Annotated in this window: 16 protein-coding genes and 2 pseudogenes; 13 read left to right on the top strand and 5 right to left on the bottom strand. The window is 67.8% G+C overall.

Features of this window, described 5'->3' with window-relative positions:
• Positions 1-73 precede the first annotated feature (73 nt).
• Entirely contained in the window at positions 74-970 is an 897-nt protein-coding gene (locus GKZ92_RS21640; protein ID WP_075863726.1) for an SDR family NAD(P)-dependent oxidoreductase, read from the top strand.
• 11 nt (positions 971-981) lie between these two features.
• Here GKZ92_RS21640 and GKZ92_RS21635 read toward each other — a convergent pair whose 3' ends face one another.
• Positions 982-2517, bottom strand: coding sequence for an FAD-dependent oxidoreductase (locus tag GKZ92_RS21635; RefSeq protein WP_006358015.1), 1536 nt, complete (start codon positions 2515-2517; stop codon positions 982-984).
• Positions 2518-2649: 132 nt separating this feature from the next.
• Here GKZ92_RS21635 and nadB point away from each other — a divergent pair, with 132 nt between their 5' ends.
• From nadB to GKZ92_RS21600, 7 genes are all read left to right on the top strand, one after another.
• Positions 2650-4302, top strand: a complete 1653-nt coding sequence (gene nadB / locus GKZ92_RS21630; protein WP_006358014.1) for an L-aspartate oxidase — start codon at positions 2650-2652, stop codon at positions 4300-4302.
• A 74-nt stretch (positions 4303-4376) separates the two neighbouring features.
• Positions 4377-5381: an alpha/beta fold hydrolase gene (locus GKZ92_RS21625; RefSeq protein ID WP_075863727.1), complete on the top strand. Its 1005-nt coding sequence runs from the start codon at positions 4377-4379 to the stop codon at positions 5379-5381.
• 165 nt (positions 5382-5546) lie between these two features.
• Positions 5547-6467, top strand: coding sequence for a hypothetical protein (locus GKZ92_RS21620; protein ID WP_075863728.1), 921 nt, complete (start codon positions 5547-5549; stop codon positions 6465-6467).
• A 170-nt stretch (positions 6468-6637) separates the two neighbouring features.
• Positions 6638-6931 carry a metal-sensitive transcriptional regulator gene (locus GKZ92_RS21615; protein ID WP_006358011.1) on the top strand — a complete coding sequence of 98 codons (294 nt, stop codon included), beginning with the start codon at positions 6638-6640 and terminating at the stop codon, positions 6929-6931.
• A gap of 47 nt (positions 6932-6978) precedes the next feature.
• The gene (locus GKZ92_RS21610; protein WP_075863729.1) at positions 6979-7185 is read left to right on the top strand and encodes a heavy-metal-associated domain-containing protein; all 207 of its coding nucleotides are present in this window, start codon (positions 6979-6981) and stop codon (positions 7183-7185) included.
• Position 7186: 1 nt separating this feature from the next.
• Positions 7187-7411 (top strand): hypothetical protein, encoded by a 225-nt coding sequence (locus GKZ92_RS21605; protein WP_006358009.1) that lies wholly within the window; start codon positions 7187-7189, stop codon positions 7409-7411.
• Positions 7411-9735, top strand: a complete 2325-nt coding sequence (locus GKZ92_RS21600) for a heavy metal translocating P-type ATPase (protein ID WP_075863731.1) — start codon at positions 7411-7413, stop codon at positions 9733-9735. The genes GKZ92_RS21605 and GKZ92_RS21600 overlap by 1 nt, the downstream gene beginning before the upstream one ends.
• Before the next feature lie 133 nt (positions 9736-9868).
• Here the strand turns inward: GKZ92_RS21600 and GKZ92_RS21595 are convergent, their stop codons facing one another.
• The gene (locus tag GKZ92_RS21595) at positions 9869-11344 is read right to left on the bottom strand and encodes an FAD-binding protein (RefSeq protein WP_155225633.1); all 1476 of its coding nucleotides are present in this window, start codon (positions 11342-11344) and stop codon (positions 9869-9871) included.
• Positions 11345-11513: 169 nt separating this feature from the next.
• Between GKZ92_RS21595 and GKZ92_RS21590 the strand changes: the two genes are divergently transcribed.
• The 4 genes from GKZ92_RS21590 (at position 11514) to GKZ92_RS21575 (ending at position 16334) form a co-directional block, all read left to right on the top strand.
• Positions 11514-13076 (top strand): molybdopterin-dependent oxidoreductase, encoded by a 1563-nt coding sequence (locus tag GKZ92_RS21590; RefSeq protein ID WP_006358006.1) that lies wholly within the window; start codon positions 11514-11516, stop codon positions 13074-13076.
• A 332-nt stretch (positions 13077-13408) separates the two neighbouring features.
• Positions 13409-14500 carry a Re/Si-specific NAD(P)(+) transhydrogenase subunit alpha gene (locus tag GKZ92_RS21585; RefSeq protein WP_006358005.1) on the top strand — a complete coding sequence of 364 codons (1092 nt, stop codon included), beginning with the start codon at positions 13409-13411 and terminating at the stop codon, positions 14498-14500.
• Positions 14500-14805, top strand: coding sequence for an NAD(P) transhydrogenase subunit alpha (locus GKZ92_RS21580; protein WP_006358004.1), 306 nt, complete (start codon positions 14500-14502; stop codon positions 14803-14805). The genes GKZ92_RS21585 and GKZ92_RS21580 overlap by 1 nt, the downstream gene beginning before the upstream one ends.
• Entirely contained in the window at positions 14802-16334 is a 1533-nt protein-coding gene (locus tag GKZ92_RS21575) for an NAD(P)(+) transhydrogenase (Re/Si-specific) subunit beta (RefSeq protein WP_006358003.1), read from the top strand. Before GKZ92_RS21580 ends, GKZ92_RS21575 begins: the two co-directional genes overlap by 4 nt.
• Before the next feature lie 69 nt (positions 16335-16403).
• Here the strand turns inward: GKZ92_RS21575 and GKZ92_RS21570 are convergent.
• The 3 genes and pseudogenes from GKZ92_RS21570 to GKZ92_RS21560 all read right to left on the bottom strand — a co-directional run.
• Positions 16404-17279: pseudogene (locus GKZ92_RS21570) on the bottom strand (transketolase-like TK C-terminal-containing protein); the annotation flags it as partial.
• A complete protein-coding gene (locus tag GKZ92_RS21565) occupies positions 17269-18576 on the bottom strand; it encodes an ISL3 family transposase (RefSeq protein WP_006358292.1) in 1308 nt (435 codons plus the stop codon). The gene GKZ92_RS21565 and the pseudogene GKZ92_RS21570, both read right to left, overlap by 11 nt.
• Positions 18577-18726: 150 nt before the next feature.
• A pseudogene (locus GKZ92_RS21560) lies at positions 18727-20178 on the bottom strand (pyruvate dehydrogenase); the annotation flags it as partial.
• 329 nt (positions 20179-20507) lie between these two features.
• Between GKZ92_RS21560 and GKZ92_RS21555 the strand changes: the two are divergent.
• Positions 20508-20984 carry an Lrp/AsnC family transcriptional regulator gene (locus GKZ92_RS21555; RefSeq protein ID WP_006358001.1) on the top strand — a complete coding sequence of 159 codons (477 nt, stop codon included), beginning with the start codon at positions 20508-20510 and terminating at the stop codon, positions 20982-20984.
• Positions 20985-21001: the final 17 nt, after the last annotated feature.

Here is a 21001-nt window from a genome sequence, read left to right as displayed (position 1 = left end):
GGGATACCCGTCCGGTCGCGTGGCAAACGCGGCGCGAAGGTGTAGGACGTGACCGCGCGGGTAGTCCGAAACGGTGAAGATCTCCCTGAATCTGGGCCACGTGTGGCATCCGCGAGTCACCGACGAACGCCTCCGCCGGTTGTGTGCGGGGCGGATCGCCGTGATCACCGGCGCCGGCTCGGGCATGGGTCGATCGCTGGCGAACAGGGTGGCCGCGGCGGGGATTCCGGTGCTGATCAGTGACGTGGACACGCGGGCCCTTGCCGAGACCGCGAGATCGGTGGCACGCCATGGGGTGGAACCGGACGCCACCGAGGTGGATGTCGCCGACGCCGCGGCTGTCACCGCCTACGCCGACGAGGTGACGCGACGGCACGGTGCACCCGCGCTGGTGTTCAACAACGCCGGCATTACCATGGTCGCGTCGGTCCTCGACGAGGACGACGACTACGCGCGGCGGATCATGGCCGTCAACTTCGGTGGCGTGGTGAACGGTACGCGAGCGTTTCTCCCGTATGTCGATGCCGTTGGTGGACGAATCGTGAACACCTCGAGCGCATTCGGGTTGATGGGGTCCCCCGCGCAGTCCGCGTACTCGGCGTCGAAGTTCGCTGCTCGCGGGTTCTCGGAGAGCATGCAGAAACAGTTGCGCGCGAACGACTCCCGAGCCCGTATCCATATCGTGTGCCCGGGGGTCGTGCACACTGCGATCGCCCGGCGGGCCCGGTACGTGGACCCGGCGGTGCGAGAGTACGTCACCAAGGGATTCGACCGGCGACTGCCAGGTGCCCGCCCCGACGCCGCGGCGACCGCGATCCTCGCGGGGGTGCTGGGTGACCGCGACCGAATCCTCGTCGGGATCGACGCACGGGTCCTCGACCTGGGCGTCCGACTGCTGGCCGGCGCTCTGCAACGCCCCGTCGCGACGGTGACCGGACCGGCGTTCCGGCGGATTCTCGGCGCGCGGTGACGTGCTGCGGATCAGCTGTCGGAGGAGTCCTGCGAGAACAGCTTTCGAGTCGCAGGACCTTCGAGTACCTCGCCGGAATGACTGAACCGAGAGCCGTGCAGCGGACAGTCCCAGGACTGCTCGGCGTCGTTCCAGCGCAGCACGCCGTACAGATGGGTGCACAGCGGTGCGACGGACTGCGTCTGGCCCGCCACGGTGCACACGCCCTTCGGTGAGGCCCCGGAATGCCCGACGCTGCCGTCGCCCTCGGCGGGTGAGGAGTTCGCCGGTTTCAGCAGGCCGAGGTAGCCGCCCACCATGTAGGCGGCCACCTGCGCGTTGGCCGATGCTGCCGACGCCAGTGATCCGGGCTTGGTGATCTCGGAGGAGCGCCAGGGGCGAACGGTCTTGGACCAGTGGGGTTCCGAACCGAGGATGCGCCCGGTCATCGACAACGCCGCCGCGACGCCGTTGGTGAGCCCCCACTTGGCGAACCCGGTGGCGACCTGAACGCTCTCCATGCCGGGGAGAAGTGGTCCGACGTAGGGCAATTCGTCGATCGTCGTGTAATCCTGCGCCGACCATCGCGCCACCATGCGGGCGGTGGGGAAATGCTTCTCGGTCCACGCGATCATGTCCAGGGCATGCTGCCGTTCGGATTTCGTGCGGCCCACCTCGTGTCCGAAGCCGCCGACCATCAGCAGCTCGCCGTCGTAGCCCGGTCGGGTCGCGGTCCGCAGCGAGACCGACGGATTGTCGGCGCCGAGATACATCTCGCGCGGGATCTCCTCGTCGACGGTGAACGCCGCCGCGTACGAGCGCTGCGGATGCACCCGCGCGAAGAACCCGGCGCGATCGAGGAACGGAACACCGGTCGCGATCACGACCGATTCGGCTCGGACGTCGCCGGCATCGGTGGTGAGGGTGTGCGGCGTGCCGTGGCGCAAGCCCTGCACGCGGACGCCCTCGTACAGGTGGCCGCCGTGCCCGCGCAGGTCGTCGGCGAGGGCGCGCAGCACCACCATCGGGTCGATCTGCGCTTGCCCGTCGAGACGGATGGCCGTCTTGACGTCGAACGGGAGTTCCGGAACGTCGACGTGTTCGACCGGGATGTCGTGCGCCCGGCAGGCCTCGAACTCCTTCTCCACGGTCTTCGCACCCGACGCGGTGGCGGCGAAGGTCAGCGCCGCACGCTCGTCGACCTGCAGACCCCGGTGGGTGAGGTAGTGCCGGAGCCAGGCCTGGCCCTCGAGGTTCGCGTCGACGTAGTCCTGCACTGCGGGCTTCCCGTGCCGACTCGAGATCGACGACAACCGCGTGCCCTGCAGCAGCGACAGCTTGCCGGTGGTGTGGCCGGTCGCGGCGGCGCCGATGTGGCGGGCTTCGAGGACGGCGACCTTCTGTCCGGCCCGCGCCAGCAGAAGTCCCGTGGTCAGGCCGGTGATGCCCCCGCCGACGACAATCTGGTCATAGGTGTCGACGGTCCCGAACGGGGTGGTCTCGGGACGCACGTCGGGGAGCCCGGCGTGATCGGAGTCGTTCGCCGGGTCGAACCAGAGGGTTTTCATGGTGGTCGGGGTTGCCGCGATCAGGCGCGATCAAACATTTCGCCGCCGGGAGCTGCGGGGTAGGGTTTTCGACTGGGAATCGAAAACATCCCGCCGGAGTTGAGACAGTACGACCGGCGAAAGGCGGATGACATGAGTACGTCCACATACGGACCGGGGGCGGACGCGGGTGACGCGGACCGTGCCGATCTCGTCGTGGTGGGGGCCGGTATCGCGGGCCTGACCGCCGCACTCTGCGCCGCACAGAGCGGACTCTCGGTCGTCGTGGTCAACAAGGGCCCGAGCTGGCGTCCCGACCGTGGGGAGCAGCCGACCTCGACGTTCTACGCCCAGGGCGGCGTCGCGGTGGTCATGCCCGATGTCCGCTCGACCGGTCCGGACGACGTCGACTCGATCGATCTGCACCTCGCCGACACGCTCGCCGCGGGCGGCGGCCTCACCGACCCCGTGGCGTCGCGCCCGATCCTGGCCGACGGATGGTCGTCGGTGTCCGCGCTGATCGCGTGGGGCGCCGACTTCGATCGCGATGCGGACGGCGAGCTCCTGCGCACGCGTGAAGGCGGCCATTCGGTGCGACGGATCATCCACGCCGGCGGCGATGCCACGGGCGCCGCGATCCAGCGAGCGCTCCACAACGCCGTCGCGCAGCGGGAAGCCGGCCCCGGGCGGTGCATCCGCTTTCTCGACGACGCCATCGTGACCGGGATCCGGGTCGACGACGGCCGGGTCGCGGGGGTCTCGTATCTGCGGAACGCTCGATGGGGTGTGGTCGACGCGCCGACCGTCCTGCTCGCCACGGGCGGTGCGGGGCATCTCTACGCGGCGACGACCAACCCGTCCGGTGCCACCTGCGACGGCATCGCGCTGGCGCTGCGGGCGGGTGCGCACGTCGCCGACCTCGAGTTCATCCAGTTCCACCCGACGATGCTCTACACGCCGGGCGCCCGCGGACGCCGGACGCTCATCAGCGAGGCCGTGCGAGGGGAGGGCGGTCGACTCGTCGACGTGCACGGACGGTCGGTGACCGACGGCGTGCACCCCATGGGCGACCTCGCACCACGCGATGTGGTCGCGAACGCCGTGGAGACCGCCATCGAGCTGACCGGGCATCCGTGCGTCTACCTCGACATCAGTGGGTTGCCCGACTTCGAGCGGCGATTCCCGACGGTGAGCGCCGGAATCCGGGCGGCCGGTATCGACCCTGCCGACAACCGCATCCCCGTCGTGCCGGGTGCCCACTACCTCTGCGGTGGCGTGGTGACCGACGACGAGGCGCGCACCGCCGTCGACGGTCTCCTGGCAGCCGGGGAGGTCGCGCGGACCGGCCTGCACGGGGCCAACCGGCTGGCGTCGAACAGCCTGCTCGAAGGGCTCGTCATGGGACGCCGTGCCGCAGCGGTCGCCGTTGGACGACGTCACCTGCGGCCGACGCGCCCGGTTCCCGTCACGACGCCGGGACCGGCGCCGATCCTCGACCGCGACCTGCTCCAGGACACGATGTCGCGCCGGGTGGCTCTCCGCCGGTCCGCCGACGGACTGGCAGCCGCGGCGGCGACGATCGCGAGTGCGCCTCGGCGAATCCCCGCAACGGTGCGCGAGGTCGAGGACGCGGCACTCACGCTGACCGCGTCCGCGGTCGTCGCAGCCGCGACCGCCCGGACCGAGTCGCGCGGCGCTCACGTCCGAACGGACTGCCCACTCACGGCCGAGGTCGGGGAATCCCACACCTTCCGCCTCGTCGACGGGGAGATCCGCGAGTCGGGATTCGCCGGCATCGCGGTCTGAACACCAGGCGCGCGCCGCGCACCCGAACACGCAAGTAGATGCGGTCGTCGGATACGAGCGATACATTGGCGCCGATGACCCAGAGCTCACCAGACGCGCACGACGCCGAACCCCACGACCACTCCGATACCCCGCGACACGAGACCATCGACCTCGGACACATCACCCTCCACGCGCTGGTGTGGGGCCCGGTCGACGGCCCGGTTGCGGTGTGTCTGCACGGCTTTCCCGATTCGGCGTGGACGTGGCGTCTCCTCGCGCCCGAACTCGTCGCCGCCGGATATCGCGTCGTCGCACCGTTCACCCGTGGGTACGCTCCGTCGGACATCCCGCGGGACAAGGACTTTCATGTCGCGGCCCTCGCCTACGACGCCCGCGAGATCCACCGTGCGGTGGGCGCCGGTCCCGACGCGGTACTCATCGGGCACGACTGGGGTTCGTTGACGGTCAACGCCCTGTCGCACCGTTCGGACAACCCGTACTCGGCGGTGGTCGCGATGTCTGTTCCGCCGATACCCGCCATCCGGCGCGCGGTCGCCGAGGGGCCGGGAGCGGTCCGACTCCTGGCACGACAGGCGACGATGAGCTGGTACATCGGGTTCAACCAATTGCCGTGGCTGCCCGAGCGGAGTCTCGACTGGCTGATCCCCCTGCTGTGGCGACGCTGGCGGATCCGACGCCCCGGAACCCCGCGGCCGAATTACGACCTCGACGTCGACCGTGCCCTGGCCGCCCTGCCGACACGCGCACATCGCGCTGCCGCCCTGGGCTACTACCGCGCGATGCTCCGACCCCGGACCGATCCGCGGTACGCCGACCTCCGCGACGCCTGGTTGGGTGAACCCCGTTGCCGCACGCTGTATCTGCACGGCGCCGACGACGGCTGCATGCAGTCGAGATTCACCGACCACGTGCGGGGCGTGTTGCCCGACGGCAGTGCCGCCGCGGTCATCGCGGACGCCGGACACTTCCTCCACCTCGATCGCCCGGAGGAGGTGAATCGCCGGATCGTGATGTTTGTCGCCGGGACGCGCGGGGGCGAACAGGGTGGCACCGGACCGGCCTCCTTCGTAGACTGACGCCCGGGATCTTCACAGCACCGCGGCCGCCGGGGACGCCGTGGCGCTTGCCGGGGGGCGAGCCGAGGTCGGCACGAACACTCGAGAACCACTGCGAAGACCGGCGTGGCATGGCTGGATGGCGCGCGTAGACGTGAAGTACTGCAGGTATGAAGGGGAGTCCGTATGAACGGCGAAGGCTGTTGGTCGACGGTGGTGTGCCGGCCGACCGAACGGGCGGCGCTGGGACTGTCGGGTGACTCCGATTGGTTGTTGCAGTGCCGTCTCGCGATCGGCCATCGCGGGAACCACGCGACCGATGCGAGCACCCACCCGCGGCACGACCGCCGCCTCTGGCTCGAGTGGAACGACTTCGACGATCGCGCCCAGTCCCTCATCGAACGCAACCCGTGCCCGGTCCCATCGCCGGAAGGCGTCGGCTGCGTCTTCTTCGTCGGCCACGGCGAACCCCATTTCTATGCGCATTCGAACGGGCACGCCCCGTCGGTGATGTCCGGTGCCGGAACCGGTCATCATCAACGCCCTGCTCCCGGTCCCGACCGGACGGGGTCGCAGCCGCCGGCCCCGCATCCGCAGCGGATGGGGTCGCACCGGTTGCCGGACTCGCATCAGCCGCCCGCACCGCTTCCCCCGGCCGGGGCACCTGCTCCCGAGTCGGCCCACAGGGCCGAGCCCGAACCCACGCCTGAGTCGGGATACCGCGGCGGCCGCCGGTCGACGAACGCCGAACCGATCGCCGCCGAGGACTACCACGGCCGACGCCACCGGTCCGTCGCGCCGGGCCGAGACGTTTCCGGCCCGGCGGCACCGAACGCTCCGGCACCGAACGCCGCAGCACCCAACCCTGCAGCACCCAACCCTGCGGCACTCGGCCCGGCGCAACCCGGCCCGGTGGTGCCGCAGGCCGCTTCTCCGGCGGGCGCAGCTGTCCCGCCCGGGGTTGTCCCGGATGCGCAGGCAGAGGTTGCCGACCATTCCTCGGAGCCGGTTTCCGCAGCCGAAGCCGCACGTCGCGCCGAGATCAGCGCGGCCCTCGACGACGTCGCCGTAGCCCTGGCGCGCCTCGCCGCCGCATTGCGGCCGTAGCTCCCGCGATCCCCGAACCCCGACGCGCCCGTGTCGGGGTTACGCGTTGCGCTCGCGCTCGACGGCCGCCGATCGCGATCACATACGGTAGGGGGGTACCGTCGACGGTTGAACGCTGGTATACCTGGTGAGGCATACCCCTGAGGGGTACCCGTCACAACAGGAGCGACATGGACGAGCACCAGCACGGCTACATCGGCCGCAAGGACGACTACCTCAAGCGACTCCGCCGCATCGAGGGTCAGGCACGTGGGTTGCAGCGCATGGTCGAAGAGGACTCGTACTGCATCGACATCCTCACCCAGGTGTCGGCCATGACCAAGGCACTGCAGGCGGTCAGCCTGGGTCTGCTCGAGGAGCACATGGCCCACTGCGTCGTGCGCGCCGCGCAGGAGAGCGACGCGGCCGGCAAGGAGAAGGTCGACGAGGCCATGGCCGCGATCGCGCGGCTCGTGAAGTCCTGACGTCGACGTTCGGCCACACCCACGAGACTTCAACCAGAGGAGTACGGATGAGCACCACCAGCAACTACACCGTCACCGGCATGACCTGCGGCCACTGCGTCGCCTCCGTCCGCGAGGAGATCGAGGAGATCGCCGGCGTCACCAGCGTCGACGTCACCCTCGAGAACGGAGCCGTGCGCGTCGTCGCCGATCGTGAGATCCCGCGCGAGGAGATCGCCGGAGCGGTCGCCGAAGCCGGGTATTCACTGATCTGACATGAGCATCCCCACGGGTCCTCTGGCCTACGTCGTCGCGCTGATCGCCGCTTTCGCGATCGCCTTCGGCGTCGGCCGGGCATGGGGACCGCAACCCGAGCCGGTCACCCACGACGCACCCTCGCACGGCGTCGTAGAGACGACCGTTCCCGACTCCAGCCCACGAGGCGACACGACACACACCGACACCGATCACGGCGACGTGACGAATGGAGGCGACCACTGATGTCCGCGAGTCCTGGCCTGCAACTGGTCGACCTCGACATCTCCGGCATGACCTGCGCGTCGTGTGCGAACCGCATCGAGCGAAAACTCAACAAACTCGACGGCGTGACCGCCTCGGTGAACTACGCGACCGAACGCGCCCACGTCGAGGTCCCCACCGGTCTCGCCGCCGACGACCTCATCGAGGTGGTCCGGGCCGCCGGTTACGACGCCGCGCCGATCCTGCCCGACCCGCCGACCGGGTCGGAAGCGGACACGACCGACACCGCACCGACCGCAGATCCGGAACTCGACGCGCTTCGGCAGCGGCTGATCGTGTCGGCGGTGCTGTCGGTCCCGGTGATCGCGCTGGCGATGATCCCGGCCTGGCAGTTCACCTACTGGCAGTGGCTGTCCCTGACGCTGGCCGCGCCGGTGGTCGTGTGGGGCGCCTACCCGTTCCACCGCGCGGCCTGGATCAACCTGCGGCACGGCGCGACCACGATGGACACGCTCGTGTCGGTCGGCACGCTCGCCGCGTTCGGCTGGTCGCTGTACGCCCTCTTCCTCGGCACGGCCGGTACGCCCGGCCTCACCCACGGATTCGACCTGCTGCCCCAACGAACCGATGGGGCATCGCACATCTACCTCGAGGCGGCCGCGGGCGTCACGACCTTCCTGCTGGCGGGTCGCTACTTCGAGAAGCGATCCAAGCGGCGCGCCGGTGATGCACTACGTGCACTCATGGACCTCGGGGCCAAGGATGTCGTGGTCCGCGGGCGCCGGGAGCGAAGCGAGCGGGCCCAGGATTCAGAGAGCGGCGTCGAGACCCGAATTCCCATCGGCCAGTTGGTCGTCGGCGACGAGTTCGTCGTGCGGCCGGGAGAGAAGATCGCGACCGACGGCGTCGTGATCGAGGGTGCTTCGGCAATCGACGCGTCGATGGTGTCCGGGGAATCGATCCCGGTCGAGGTGACCGCGGGTGATGCGGTCATCGGCGCCACCGTCAACACCAGCGGACTGCTCGTCGTCCGGGCGACCGCGGTGGGTTCCGACACCGCGCTCTCGCAGATGGCACGCATGGTCGCCGCCGCGCAGGAGGGCAAGGCCGACGCGCAGCGTCTGGCCGACCGCATCTCCTCGGTGTTCGTGCCCGCGGTGATCGCGATCTCCGTTGCCACGCTGGGCTTCTGGCTGGGTGCGGCGTCGTTGGACGACTTCGCAGGCGGTGACGTGACCTTCGCCTTCACCGCGGCGGTGGCGGTCCTCATCATCGCCTGCCCGTGTGCGCTCGGGCTCGCCACTCCGACCGCTCTGATGGTCGGCACGGGCCGCGGCGCACAGCTGGGCATCCTGCTGAAGGGGCCCGAGGTGCTGGAGTCGACCCGGCGCGTCGACACCATCGTGCTGGACAAGACCGGCACCGTCACCACCGGCGACATGTCGGTGTCGACGGTGACCGCGGCCGCCGGTAGGGACGAGTCGCAGGTCCTCGCGTGGGCGGCGGCAGTGGAGGCCGGGTCGGAGCACCCGATCGGACGCGCCGTCGTCGACGCGGGGCGTGAGCACGTGTCGGAGAAGGCCCGGGATTTCGTGTCCACGCAAGGTGCCGGTGTTGCCGGCACCGTGGGAGACAGGCGAGTCCGGGTCCTCTCGCCCAGCAAGGTGACCGTACAGATACCCGCCGACCTCGCGACCGCGGTGTCGACCGCCGAGTCGGGTGGCGCGACAGCGGTCGTCGTGCTTGTCGGGGATACGAAAGAGGATGCGTCCGAACCGGTTCCGGTCGGCGTGATCGCGGTGGCCGACCGGATCAAGGAGTCGTCGGCAGAGGCCATCGCCGAATTCCGGCGTCTGGGTCTCACGCCGAAGCTGCTCACCGGCGACAACGAGGGTGCGGCCCGCGCAGTGGCCGACGAGGTCGGGATCGACGACGTGACCGCGGGTGTCAGCCCGCAGCGCAAGCTCGAGGTGATCGCCGAACTCCAGGAGCAGGGCCGCGTGGTGGCGATGGTCGGCGACGGCATCAACGACGCCGCGGCACTGGCGCAGGCGGACCTCGGTCTCGCCATGGGCACCGGCACCGACGTTGCGATGGCGGCCAGCGACCTCACGGTTGTGAGCGGTGACCTACGCGTGGTCGCCGACGCCATCAGACTGGCGCGTCGAACCCTCGGCACGATCAAGGGAAACCTGTTCTGGGCCTTCGGTTACAACGTCGCCGCGATCCCGTTGGCGGCCGCCGGAATGCTGAATCCGATGATCGCCGGGGCTGCGATGGCACTCTCCTCGGTGTTCGTCGTGGGAAACAGCCTGCGGTTGCGCCGGTTTTCCCCGACCCGCTGAGAACCGCCCCGGAAGTACGCCCAACTGAGAACCGCCCCTGAGAGCAACCCTCCAGAGAGGTGCCGGCGACATAGTGTCGTCGGCCCCGCTCCACAGGGTGTCTCTCAGGGGCGGTCTTCAGTGAGTGGGTACTTCAGCTCACACGCGAGGTCACCTTCGCCGCGGCGTGACGACCGGCGCGGCGACCGAAGTACGATCCCTCGCCCAATTGCGTTCCGCTGCAATACCCCTTGCAGTCTTGCGCGATGTTGGTGGCGCTCGCGCCCGCGGCGTACAGGCCATTGATGACCGACCCCGACTCGTCGAGCACCTCGCCGTCGAGCGAGGTCGCCATGCCGCCCATGGTGAAACCGGCGTACACCGCCTTACCCAGTGAGAGGTCGTAGACGGCCCAGGGGCCCTTGTCCTGGGGTTCGAGGAACTCGGCCGCCTTGTGGAAGTCGGGATCCTCCTTCTTCGCGGCGTTCTCGTTGTACCGCGCCATCGTTTGCTGCAGATTGCCCTCGGGGATGCCGAGTGCGGCTTCCATCTCCGCGATGGATTCGTAACCGTCGATGAACTTGATCAGGTAATTGTGCTCCTGATTCATGTGCGATTCGTCGACGATGAGGTATGCCGTCGAATCCGGTTGTTCCAGAATGAATCCCGAGGTGCGGGCGTGGTACGAGTCCTCGGTGACGAATCGCTCGCCGAACTTGTTGACGATGACGCCCATGACCATGCTGGCCGGCGGGTAGATCGGGGCGGTGATGAACGCCTTGTCCATGTACTTCAGTTCGGCGCCGACCGAGCGGCCCATGCGGAGTCCGAGGCCGTCGTCGTAGGTGTTGCCCAGGACGAACGGCTTCTCGGCGAGGTGCGGCGTGTGCTCGGCGACCATCTCGGGGTTCATCACGAAGCCGCCGGCGGCGATGATCACCGAGGTGGCGCGGATGACGCCCTCCTCGCCGGGCCTCTTCCAGGTCACTCCGGCGACCGTTCCGTCGGAGTCGACGACGAGCTGCCGGGCGCCGGTTTCATACCGTACTTCGACGCCGAGCTCGCCGAGACGCTTGACCAGCAAATCGATGACCAGCGAGGCGCCACCGGTCTCGCCGGGAACCGGCACCTTGTGACCGCGCGGGGCGGGGACGGCCTGGTCCTTGAACGGCCAGACCTTCTCGTTGCCGGTGTACATCAGCCCTTCGGTGCCCGGTTGGATGACGGCTTTCTCCGGGTAGAAGCTGCGCTCGAAGGTGAAGCCCAGCCCCTCGAGCCAGTTGAAGTGGTCGACGCTGTCGACGCAGTACGCGTGGATCTTGTCGGCCTCGGGGTCGATGGACACCGCGGTCAGGTACTTCTCCATCTCCTCGGGCGAGTCGTCCTGACCCGTCGCCTTCTGGACGGCGGTGCCGCCACCGAGATAGAAGAAGCCTCCCGACAGTGAGGTGGTGCCGCCGGCCGCGGCGGCACGTTCGATGAGCAGGACGCGCGCCCCGTTCGCGGCGGCCTCTGCCGCGGCGCATCCGCCCGCGATGCCGAATCCGATCACGACGACGTCGACCTCGTCGGAGAATTCGGTCACCGATTCGAGGGCGACGGTCTCCGGGATCTCGGTACTGGTAGCCATGCGGCCAGATTAGCGGACTAACTAGAACCTGTTCTAGTCTTGGCGTCCATTCATCGGGACACCTTAGTGTTCGCACCGAATCAGCAGGTCAGCCGATTGATCGTCGGATGAACGGCGGGCCTTCGGCCGCGACCCGCCGCCACGTGCCCGAACTCCGGTATCAAGAAGTGTGACCTTCTCGTCGACCCCTCGTGCGCACACCGCGGCCCCGTGGCTGGCGGGGATCGTCGCGGTGGGTGCCGGACTGGCGGCCGGGGAGATCGCCGCGGTCCCGGTGTCGCCGGACGCGTCCCCGTACTTCGCGGTCGGCTCGTCGGTGGTCGACCACTCGCCCGAGGCGGTCCGGGAATGGGCCATCCAGACCTTCGGCATCGCCGACAAGGTCGCCCTCTTCGTCGGGATGGGCATCATCATCGCCGTGATCGCCGGCGCCTGCGGGTACCTCGAGCGGCGGCGTCCACCGCTCGGTTCCGCGATCATCGCGGTCTTCGCTGCCGTCGGAGTGCTGGCGGCGGTGAACCGGCCGGGCGCTACGTGGACGTATGCGCTGCCGTCGGTCCTCGCCGGGGTCGTGGGCATCGTCGTACTGAGGCTGCTGCTGGCACAGCTCGACGACGAGCCGCCGCCGGTCGAGGATGGTGATGCGGAAGATCGCGTCCACCAACCGATCTCGCGCCGGTTCGTCCTCGCGGCGGGTGGCGTTGCCGTGGCGGCCGTCGCGATCGGCGTCATCGGCCGTCGCATGCTCGCCGACACCGCGAGCACGCTGGCCGACCGTGCGCGGATCCTGCTGCCGAAGCCCGTCGACCCGGCACCGCCGATCCCGCCGGGTACCGAGATCGACCTCTCCGGCGCAACGTCTTTCATCACCGGCAACGACGACTTCTACCGCATCGACACCGCGCTCCAGGTGCCGACGCTCACCACCGTCGAATGGCGACTGCGGATACACGGCGAAGTCGACAGGGAGGTGACGCTCGCCTGGGACGACCTGCTGGCGATGCCGATGACCGAACGGCTCGTGACACTCGCGTGCGTGTCCAACGACGTCGGGGGAGACCTGATCGGCAACGCGCGATGGCTCGGCGTGCCGATGCAGATGGTCCTCGATCTCGCCGGAGTGCGGCCCGGAGCGGACATGCTGCTCTCCACCAGTGTCGACGGATGGACCTGTGGCACACCGATTTCGGACATCACCGATGGTCGCGACGCCCTGCTGGCGGTCGGTATGAACGGCGGGCCGCTACCCATCGAACACGGGTATCCGGTCCGTCAGGTGGTTCCCGGTCTGTACGGGTACGTGTCGGCGACCAAGTGGGTGGTCGACTGGGAGATCACCAGGTTCTCCGAGGCCAGGGCGTACTGGACCGATCGCGGATGGTCCGCGCTCGGACCCATCAAGCTGGCCTCACGGATCGACCGCCCGGCCCGGGGTACCTCACATCCTGCGGGTGAGGTCGTCATCGCCGGAACGGCGTGGGCGCAGCACATCGGCGTCGAGCGCGTCGAGGTCCGGATCGACGACGGGCCGTGGCAGCTCGCGGAACTGGCGACCGAGTACAGCGTCGACACCTGGCGTCAGTGGAAGTTCGTGTGGCAAGCGGACAAAGGCGACCACACGGTCACGTGCCGTGCGATCGACAAACAGGGGCGCCCACAGGTCGAGCGGTATCAGTCCCCCGCGCCCGATGGCGCGACCGGTCTGGACGAGCGTAGATACACCATCGCCTGATCGTCTCACCAGCGATTTCGGGGCCGGACGCTGGTCAGATAAAGATTATGAGAAATGGCGTTGTCAAGGGTTGAGTGAGGTATCCGACTCTCCTGAGATTGCGCTGAGAGCCCGTGTTATGTTTCTCCAACCTCTATATGTGAGCCGGGTGACAGTCATCGCTGTCAGAGCCCGAGCACTTCGTGACCTGCGTCAGGTCGTCCGCACCGCCGACACATGGCGGAGCTGCACGATTTGCACGCAGGTCACGGCGTTGTACGCATGTGCGCCGACGACGGCGCCGAAAACAAGGCGGCGCTGACTCAGCGTCGCCACCAGACAGGGTGAGAGTTATGACAGTGGGTGTCGTGCGCGAGACGGCCCCGGGGGAGCGCCGCGTGGCGCTTGTCCCGAAGGTGGCCGCCTCGCTGGTGGGCAAGGGTGTGCCCGTCGTGGTGGAGTCGGGGGCCGGTCTCGGCGCCCTGATTCCCGACGAGGCGTACACCGAGGCCGGGGCCACGATCGGTGATCCGTATTCGGCTGATGTGGTGCTGCGGGTGTCGCCGCCGTCGGATGCCGAGATCGGCAAGCTGCGCAGTGGGCAGAAGCTGATCGGTTTCCTGGCGCCGCGCAATGCCGACAACAAGATCGGCGCCCTGCGTGCGGCGGGTGTGGAGGCGTACGCGGTGGAGGCGATCCCGCGTATCTCCCGTGCGCAGGTGATGGATGCGTTGAGTTCGCAGGCCAACGTCGCCGGTTACAAGTCGGTGATCGTGGCGGCGGATCTGTCGACGCGGTTCTTCCCGATGCTGACCACTGCGGCGGGCACGGTGAAGCCGGCGACGGTGCTGGTGCTCGGTGTGGGTGTGGCCGGTCTGCAGGCGTTGGCCACGGCCAAGCGTCTCGGTGGGCGGACCACCGGCTACGACGTGCGCCCCGAGGTGGCCGAGCAGGTGCGGTCGGTCGGTGCGCAGTGGCTCGATCTCGGTATCGACGCCGCCGGCGAGGGCGGTTATGCCCGCGAGCTGACCGAGGAAGAACGCGCGCAGCAGCAGCAGGCGCTCGAGGACGCGATCAAGGGCTTCGACGTGGTGATCACCACCGCGCTGGTCCCGGGTCGTCCGGCCCCGCGCCTGGTGACCGCAGCCGCGGTCGAGGGTATGAAGCCGGGCAGCGTCGTGGTGGATCTGGCCGGTGAGACCGGCGGCAACTGTGAGCTCACCGAACCCGGTGAGACAGTCGTCAAACATGACGTGACGATCACCGCGCCGCCGAATCTGCCGGCGACCATGCCCGAGCATGCCAGCGAGCTGTACTCGAAGAACCTCCTCGCCCTCATCGAGCTGATGCTCGACGACAACGGTGCGATCACACCGAACTTCGACGACGAGGTGCTCGCTGCTTCGTGCGTCACGCGTGAAACACCCCAGGAGGTGAAGGCCTGATGTATTCCGGACTTCTGGCGAATCTGGCGATCCTGGTGTTGGCCGGGTTCGTCGGTTTCGCGGTCATCTCGAAGGTTCCCAACACCCTCCACACCCCGTTGATGTCGGGTACGAACGCCATTCACGGCATCGTCGTGCTCGGTGCGCTGGTGGTGCTGGGCAAGCTCCCTGCCGATGCCGGGTGGGGTGTGCGCATCATCGCATTCGTCGCGCTGGTGTTCGGCACGCTCAACGTGATCGGTGGCTTCGCGGTCACGGACCGGATGCTGGGCATGTTCAAGGGTAAGAAGGAGGCCGCCAAGTGATCGGCTCGCAATTGGTGCTCGCCGCAGGCGCGCACACCCCGAGCGAGGGCCTGTCCTACCTGGTCATGGCGCTCTACATCGTGTCCTTCTCGTTGTTCATCTACGGCCTGATGGGCCTGACCGGCCCCAAGACCGCGGTGCGCGGCAACTGGATCGCCGCGACCGGTATGGGTCTGGCGGTGGCGGCGACGCTGCTCTACATCTACAACGCGGGCGCGGTCGGCGAGGACGGACATTCGACCGTCGGTGTGCCGACGATCAACTGGGTCCTGATCGCGATCGGTCTGGTTCTCGGTGTGGTGCTGGGTATCCCGCCGGCGCTGAAGACCAAGATGACGGCGATGCCGCAGCTGGTGGCACTGTTCAACGGTGTCGGTGGTGGCACGGTCGCGCTGATCGCGTGGGCGGAGTTCATCGAGACCTCCGGGTTCTCGGTGTTCCACAACACCGAACCGGCCTCGCCGCTGGTGGTGGGCTCGCTCATCGCGGCGATCATCGGTTCGATCTCGTTCTGGGGATCGCTGGTGGCGTTCGCGAAGTTGCAGGAGATCATGCCGAAGGGTCTGGAGAAGACCTTCGTGGCGAACGCGAAGTTGTTCCAGGCCGCCAACATCGTGCTGCTGCTGGTTGCGTTGGGTCTGGCGATCTACCTCGGCGTCCAGGCCACCGACGGTGGCGGGGCGAGTGTGTGGTGGATGGTCGGGCTGCTGCTCGCCGCCGGTGTGATGGGTCTGTTCGTGGTGTTCCCCATCGGCGGTGCGGACATGCCGGTGGTCATCTCGTTGCTCAACGCGATGACCGGTCTGTCGGCTGCGGCGGCGGGTATCGCGCTGGACAACACCGCGCTGATCGTGGCCGGCATGATCGTCGGTGCGTCCGGTTCGATCCTGACCAACCTGATGGCCAAGGCGATGAACCGGTCGATCCCGGCGATCGTGTTCGGCTCGTTCGGTGGCGGCGACGCCGCGGTCGCCGGTGGTCCCGGCGCCGAGGGCGGCACGGTCAAGGCCACCTCCGCTGCCGACGCCGCGATCCAGATGGCGTACGCCAATCAGGTGATCGTGGTGCCCGGTTACGGTCTGGCCGTGGCCCAGGCACAGCATGCGGTCAAGGAGATGGCCAGCCTGCTCGAGGCCAAGGGCGTGGAGGTCAAGTACGCCATCCACCCGGTGGCCGGTCGTATGCCGGGGCACATGAACGTGCTGCTGGCCGAGGCCGACGTCGAGTACGACGCGATGAAGGAGATGGACGACATCAACGGCGAGTTCGGCCGTACCGATGTCGCGATCGTGATCGGCGCCAACGACGTCACCAACCCGGCGGCCCGTAACGATCCGTCCAGTCCGATTCACGGCATGCCGATCCTCAACGTCGACGAGGCACGCTCGGTGATCGTGCTGAAGCGGTCGATGAGTTCGGGTTATGCCGGCATCGAGAACCCGCTGTTCTTCGCCGACGGCACCTCGATGCTGTTCGGCGACGCCAAGAAGAGCGTCGACAGCGTCATCGAGGAACTCAAAGCGCTGTAGTCGCTTACGGTTTCGACGACAGACCCCCGGTGATTCCGCGAATGCGGGACCCGGGGGTCTGTTGCCTGATCAGGGCAGGATGTCGAGGGCGGCGGAGACGATGCTGTCGGTGTCGATGCCGTGATGCCGGTAGACGTCGTCGAGAGAGCCGACCTGACCGAACCTGGAGACGCCGAGATTGGTGCTGCGCACCCGGTTGATGCCGGCCAGGAAGGCCAGGGTGTGCGGGTGTCCGTCGAGGACCGTGACCATCGGGGTGGCACGGTCGCCCGGGAAGAGCTGATCGAGGATCCAGCTCTCACCGGTACCCCGCCCCTGCCGCGCCTGCCAGGCCTCGAAGAGAAGGCCGGGGCTGGTGATGCAGAGGACGTCGGCGTTGATCCCCGACTGCTGCAAGCGATCTGCGGCGCTGAGGGCTTCGGGGACCAGGGCCCCCATCGCCACGATCGTCACCTGTGCGTCCCCACCCCGCCGGAGGGGATAACCGCCGGCGACGACCTGGCGGCGTCGACGCTCACGCGCAGCGGGGTCGGCCGGTACCGCGGCGAGGGACTGATCGACCGGACGGGTCGAGAGACGCAGATACGCCGAGGTGCCGTCGGGGCGGCCGAGCCGGGACAGAGAGGCCAGCAGGGTCCACTCGACGTCGATCCCGAACGCCGGTTCGTAACTGACACAACCCGGTTGCTCGAGGCCGATCGATGGCGTCTTGATCGACTGGTGGGCGCCGCCCTCGGCCGCCAGCGTCACCCCGGAGGGGGTGCCGACCAGGATCGACTGGCCGCCGGCGTAGATGCCGTACGACCAGGGTTCCAGGGCGCGTTCGACGAAGGGGTCGTAGAGCACGCCGATCGGCAGCAACGGCTGTCCCCAGCGGCTCCACGTGGCACCGAGTTCGCCGATCAGACCCACCAGATTGGTGGCTCTTCCTGATTCAGAGTGCGTCGAGGTGTTGTGCGAGGCCGCCGGAGTGGATGAGTGACCGCAAGATGTAGTGGTTGAGGTTGCGGAAGCCCAACGCGATCCCGCGGAGGTGTTCCAGGCGGCCGTTGATCGCTTCGACGGGTCCGTTGGAGGCGCCGGTGTCGAAGTAGGCCAAGATCTCGGCACGCCGCGCCCATAATGATCGGCCGAGTTGGGCCAACTCTGCCAGCCCGGACGGAACGCCGGTATGAATCCGTTTGAGCAGCTTGTACATCGCGATCTTGCCGTCACGCTTGTTCTCCTGGCCGTAGGCGTTGATCAGCTCTTGGTAGATCGCGTAGGTGACCGAGACGGCCACGTGCTCCTCGTGAGCCTCCAACCCGCTACGTAGCCGGGCCTTCTGCTTGTCTGTCAGCAACGCGATCCGGGTCAGCAGTGGTCGGCGGATACCGTAGAGCGGATCACCCGTGCGGCCGCGGTGCCCACACGTATCGTGTTGCACGCGTTGACGACACACTGTGAGCTTCTCGGCGGCCAGATGGACCACGTGGAACGGGTCCATCACCGCCCGCGCCTTATCCAATGCCTCGGCGGTCGCGGTGCGATACCCGGTGAATCCGTCCATGGTGACCACCCGGATCCGGTCCCGAAAGGAGTCATCGCGGGCATCGAGCCAGTCCTTCAACGCCGCTTTGGACCGGCCGCCCACCATATCCAGCAAGCGCGCCGACCCGGTCCCATCCACAATCGGTGTGAGGTCGACCAGCACGGTCACGAAACTCGAATCACCATTGCCGCGAACATGTTTCCACTTGTGCTCATCAACACCGAGAACCCTGACACCGTCGAGTCGGCCAGGCGCCGAAGCCACCGTACGCGCCGCCTGCAACGCGAGGGCATTCACGGTGTTCCAGCCCAACCCGACCGACGCGGCGACCGCAGAGACGCTCATCTTGTCCAGAATCATCCGCCGAAGAATCCACGCGATCGTGCGGCGCGTCACCGCCGCGCGCGGCGCGACGATCGCCGAGATGTCGGCGCGAAAGATGCCCTGACCACACGCGCCGTTCTCGCAGGCGTAGCGCGGCACCCTCAGATGCAACCGGGTCGGATGGCCCACGATCGGTAGATCTGCCACCTCACGATCGACATGATCACGCAACCGACCCGCCCGCTCGCACCTCGGGCAGCTACTCTTCGGGGCCAAGACCTCGCAGAACAGGTGTGTGCGATCCTCGCCGTCGAGAGCGGCATCGGTGATCGTCACCCCGAGTTCGATCGTGCGGCAAATCGTGTCGGCAATGGCGCTACGCTGCAACGAGGGTCCTGTCGGTGTGAGTGATGAGGTGTAGGGGCTTTCATCTTCACACCACAGGACCCGCCCGCATCCCCGGCTCGCCGCCGCCGAACCCGACCTACATCTTGTGCCCGGTAGAACCCGTTCTACGCACCGTCAATCAGGAAGAGCCAGATTGGTCTCGGCGATACCGAGTTCCATGTGCTGCCCGGTGGGCCGCTCGTTCCAGTGCATGATCGTCTCGGGGTCGTCGGCGAACCAGTTGTGCCGCTCGGTGGGCGACCAGACGCCGACCTTGTTCACCCAGCCACCGAGATTGGTGGTCGAGCTGACATCCGGGCTGACGGTGACGACTCTTTTCGCCGCATCCGGCGACTGGCGGGTCAGGTCGAGCAGCGACCGGCCGAGCGCGGCCTGGGTGGTGCTGGTGCCCTTCGGGGTGCGTCCGAAGTCGGACGGGATGTCGACATCGGGCAGCGGCGGGACCGGATCCCGTTGCAGCCGTTGTGCCGCAGCGGCACACAGTCGGCCCGCCGGGTCGTCCTCGGCGAAGCGACCCCACGGCTGGTCCGGGTCCATCCGGAGGGTGGCCGCCAGCTGTCGGTACTCCTCGACGGTCAGCAACGCCGAATGATTCTGTGGGTGGCCCTGGGTGGGCAATCCGTAACCCTTGATGGTGTAGGCGATGATCACCGTAGGGCGGGTGTCGTCGATTTGTCGATACGCCTGCGACAGTGCCTGCAGATCGTGTCCGCCGAGGTTGCGAACAGCCGCCAGGAGTGTCGAGTCGTCCAGCGTGGCAATGAGATCGGATATCTGCCGACTCTCGGAACCGGTGCCGGGCAGGCGGTCCCGGACCTCGTCCGCGGTGCAGCGAAGAAGTCGCTGGTACTCCGGGTTCGGCATCTGCAGGATGCGGGTCCGCAGTGCGTCGCCACCGGGGCGGGCGAAGAGCGATTCGAGCAGCTGACCGAACCGTACGGGGATGACCTGCCAGCCGGCCGCCTCGAACATCTTCTCCAGGCGACGGGCGGCGATGTTCGGTACGACGCGGTCCAGTGACTGGCGGTTCAGGTCGACGATCCACACCACCTCGCCGAGATCGGCGATCCCCGGATCGAGGATGGCCTCCCAGACGGCGCCCTCGTCGAGTTCGGCATCTCCGACGAGCGAGTACTGCCGGCCGCGGCCGGTGTCTCCGACGTGGGTGTCGACGTAGCGTCGTGCCATCGCGCCCCAGATCGGGGCGGTCGCGCCGATGCCGACCGAACCGGTGGAGTAGTCGACGGTGTCCGGATCCTTGGAACGGCTGGGATATGACTGCAGACCGCCGAACTCGCGAAGCGTGGTCAGGTACTTCTCGTCCAGCGTGCCCAGCAGATAGTTGATGCCGTGGAGCACCGGCGACGCATGCGGTTTCACCGACACGCGATCGCCGGGACGCAAGTGCTCGAACCACAGCGAGGTCATGATCGAGACCATCGATGCGCACGACGCCTGGTGGCCGCCGACCTTCAGCCCGGTGGGGTTCGGCCGAACCCGGTTGGCGTGGTGGATCATCGAGGTCGACAACCAGAGCACACGTTGCTGGATCGACTCAAGCGCGGCAAGCTCGGCCGTCACCGCGCCGTCCGATGCCGGCGGAGCGGTGACGGTCTCGAGGAACGCGGACTGGGGCACGGGAACTCACTTTCGAACACCATCCACGCGAACCGCGGCACGGCGTGCGGATGTGAATGTTGAATGGCGCCCCCTCGGCGGCGACGGATCGATCGCGGCCGACGGGGCGAAAACCGGGTCGCCGACGGGATCGTGTTCCGTCGAAGCTGGCCGGTTCTACGAGAAGGGGTGCACACAGTCCAACAACACCATTCTCTTTGCGCAATACTTGACGTCGAGACTGGGCAATATGCACAACCCTGATGGGTGTGTGTGGAACGGAGGTTGGCATCGTGCCAAGCGAACATCGGGCCGACCGGATCGACGCCAAGATCCTGACGGCTCTCGCCGACGACCCGCGAGCGACGGTGATGGCGGTCGCCGAACGGACCGGGCTGTCCCGCAACACCGTTCAAGCCAGGCTGAGCAAGCTTGATGCGGCCGGCGCCTTGCGGTCCTTCGAACGCCGCGTCGATCCGGCTGTCCTCGGATATCCACTGCAGGCCTACGTGCTCACCAATGTCACCCAGCGCAAGCTTGATCAGGTCGGTGCAGCGCTCGAGGCGATACCGGAGGTGCTGCAGGTCCACGGCCTCACCGGAGTTGCCGACCTCCTGGTCCACGTCGCCGCCAAGGATGCGGATGACCTGTATCGCATCGCCGGGGACATCCTGGACATCAAGGGTGTCAAGCGCACGACGACCGCCCTCGTGATGAGGGAGATGGTGGACTTCCGGGTTCGACCGCTCCTCGACGCTCTCGCGGAGTAGGCGCCTGGCGTCGATCC

Source organism: Gordonia sp. 135 (assembly GCF_009720185.1).
GTDB lineage: Bacteria > Actinomycetota > Actinomycetes > Mycobacteriales > Mycobacteriaceae > Gordonia > Gordonia alkanivorans.
Note: the sequence above shows the minus strand (reverse complement) of the source record. Positions and strands in the feature narration are given on the sequence as shown.

Coding starts and splice junctions, on each gene's coding strand:
- GKZ92_RS21635 (WP_006358015.1), bottom strand. CDS start 2,517: ATGAAAACCCTCTGGTTCGACCCGGCGAACGACTCCGATCACGCCGGG.
- GKZ92_RS21625 (WP_075863727.1), top strand. CDS start 4,377: ATGACCCAGAGCTCACCAGACGCGCACGACGCCGAACCCCACGACCAC.
- GKZ92_RS21585 (WP_006358005.1), top strand. CDS start 13,409: ATGACAGTGGGTGTCGTGCGCGAGACGGCCCCGGGGGAGCGCCGCGTG.
- GKZ92_RS21620 (WP_075863728.1), top strand. CDS start 5,547: ATGAACGGCGAAGGCTGTTGGTCGACGGTGGTGTGCCGGCCGACCGAA.
- GKZ92_RS21595 (WP_155225633.1), bottom strand. CDS start 11,344: ATGGCTACCAGTACCGAGATCCCGGAGACCGTCGCCCTCGAATCGGTG.
- nadB (WP_006358014.1), top strand. CDS start 2,650: ATGAGTACGTCCACATACGGACCGGGGGCGGACGCGGGTGACGCGGAC.
- GKZ92_RS21615 (WP_006358011.1), top strand. CDS start 6,638: ATGGACGAGCACCAGCACGGCTACATCGGCCGCAAGGACGACTACCTC.
- GKZ92_RS21610 (WP_075863729.1), top strand. CDS start 6,979: ATGAGCACCACCAGCAACTACACCGTCACCGGCATGACCTGCGGCCAC.
- GKZ92_RS21600 (WP_075863731.1), top strand. CDS start 7,411: ATGTCCGCGAGTCCTGGCCTGCAACTGGTCGACCTCGACATCTCCGGC.
- GKZ92_RS21580 (WP_006358004.1), top strand. CDS start 14,500: ATGTATTCCGGACTTCTGGCGAATCTGGCGATCCTGGTGTTGGCCGGG.
- GKZ92_RS21605 (WP_006358009.1), top strand. CDS start 7,187: ATGAGCATCCCCACGGGTCCTCTGGCCTACGTCGTCGCGCTGATCGCC.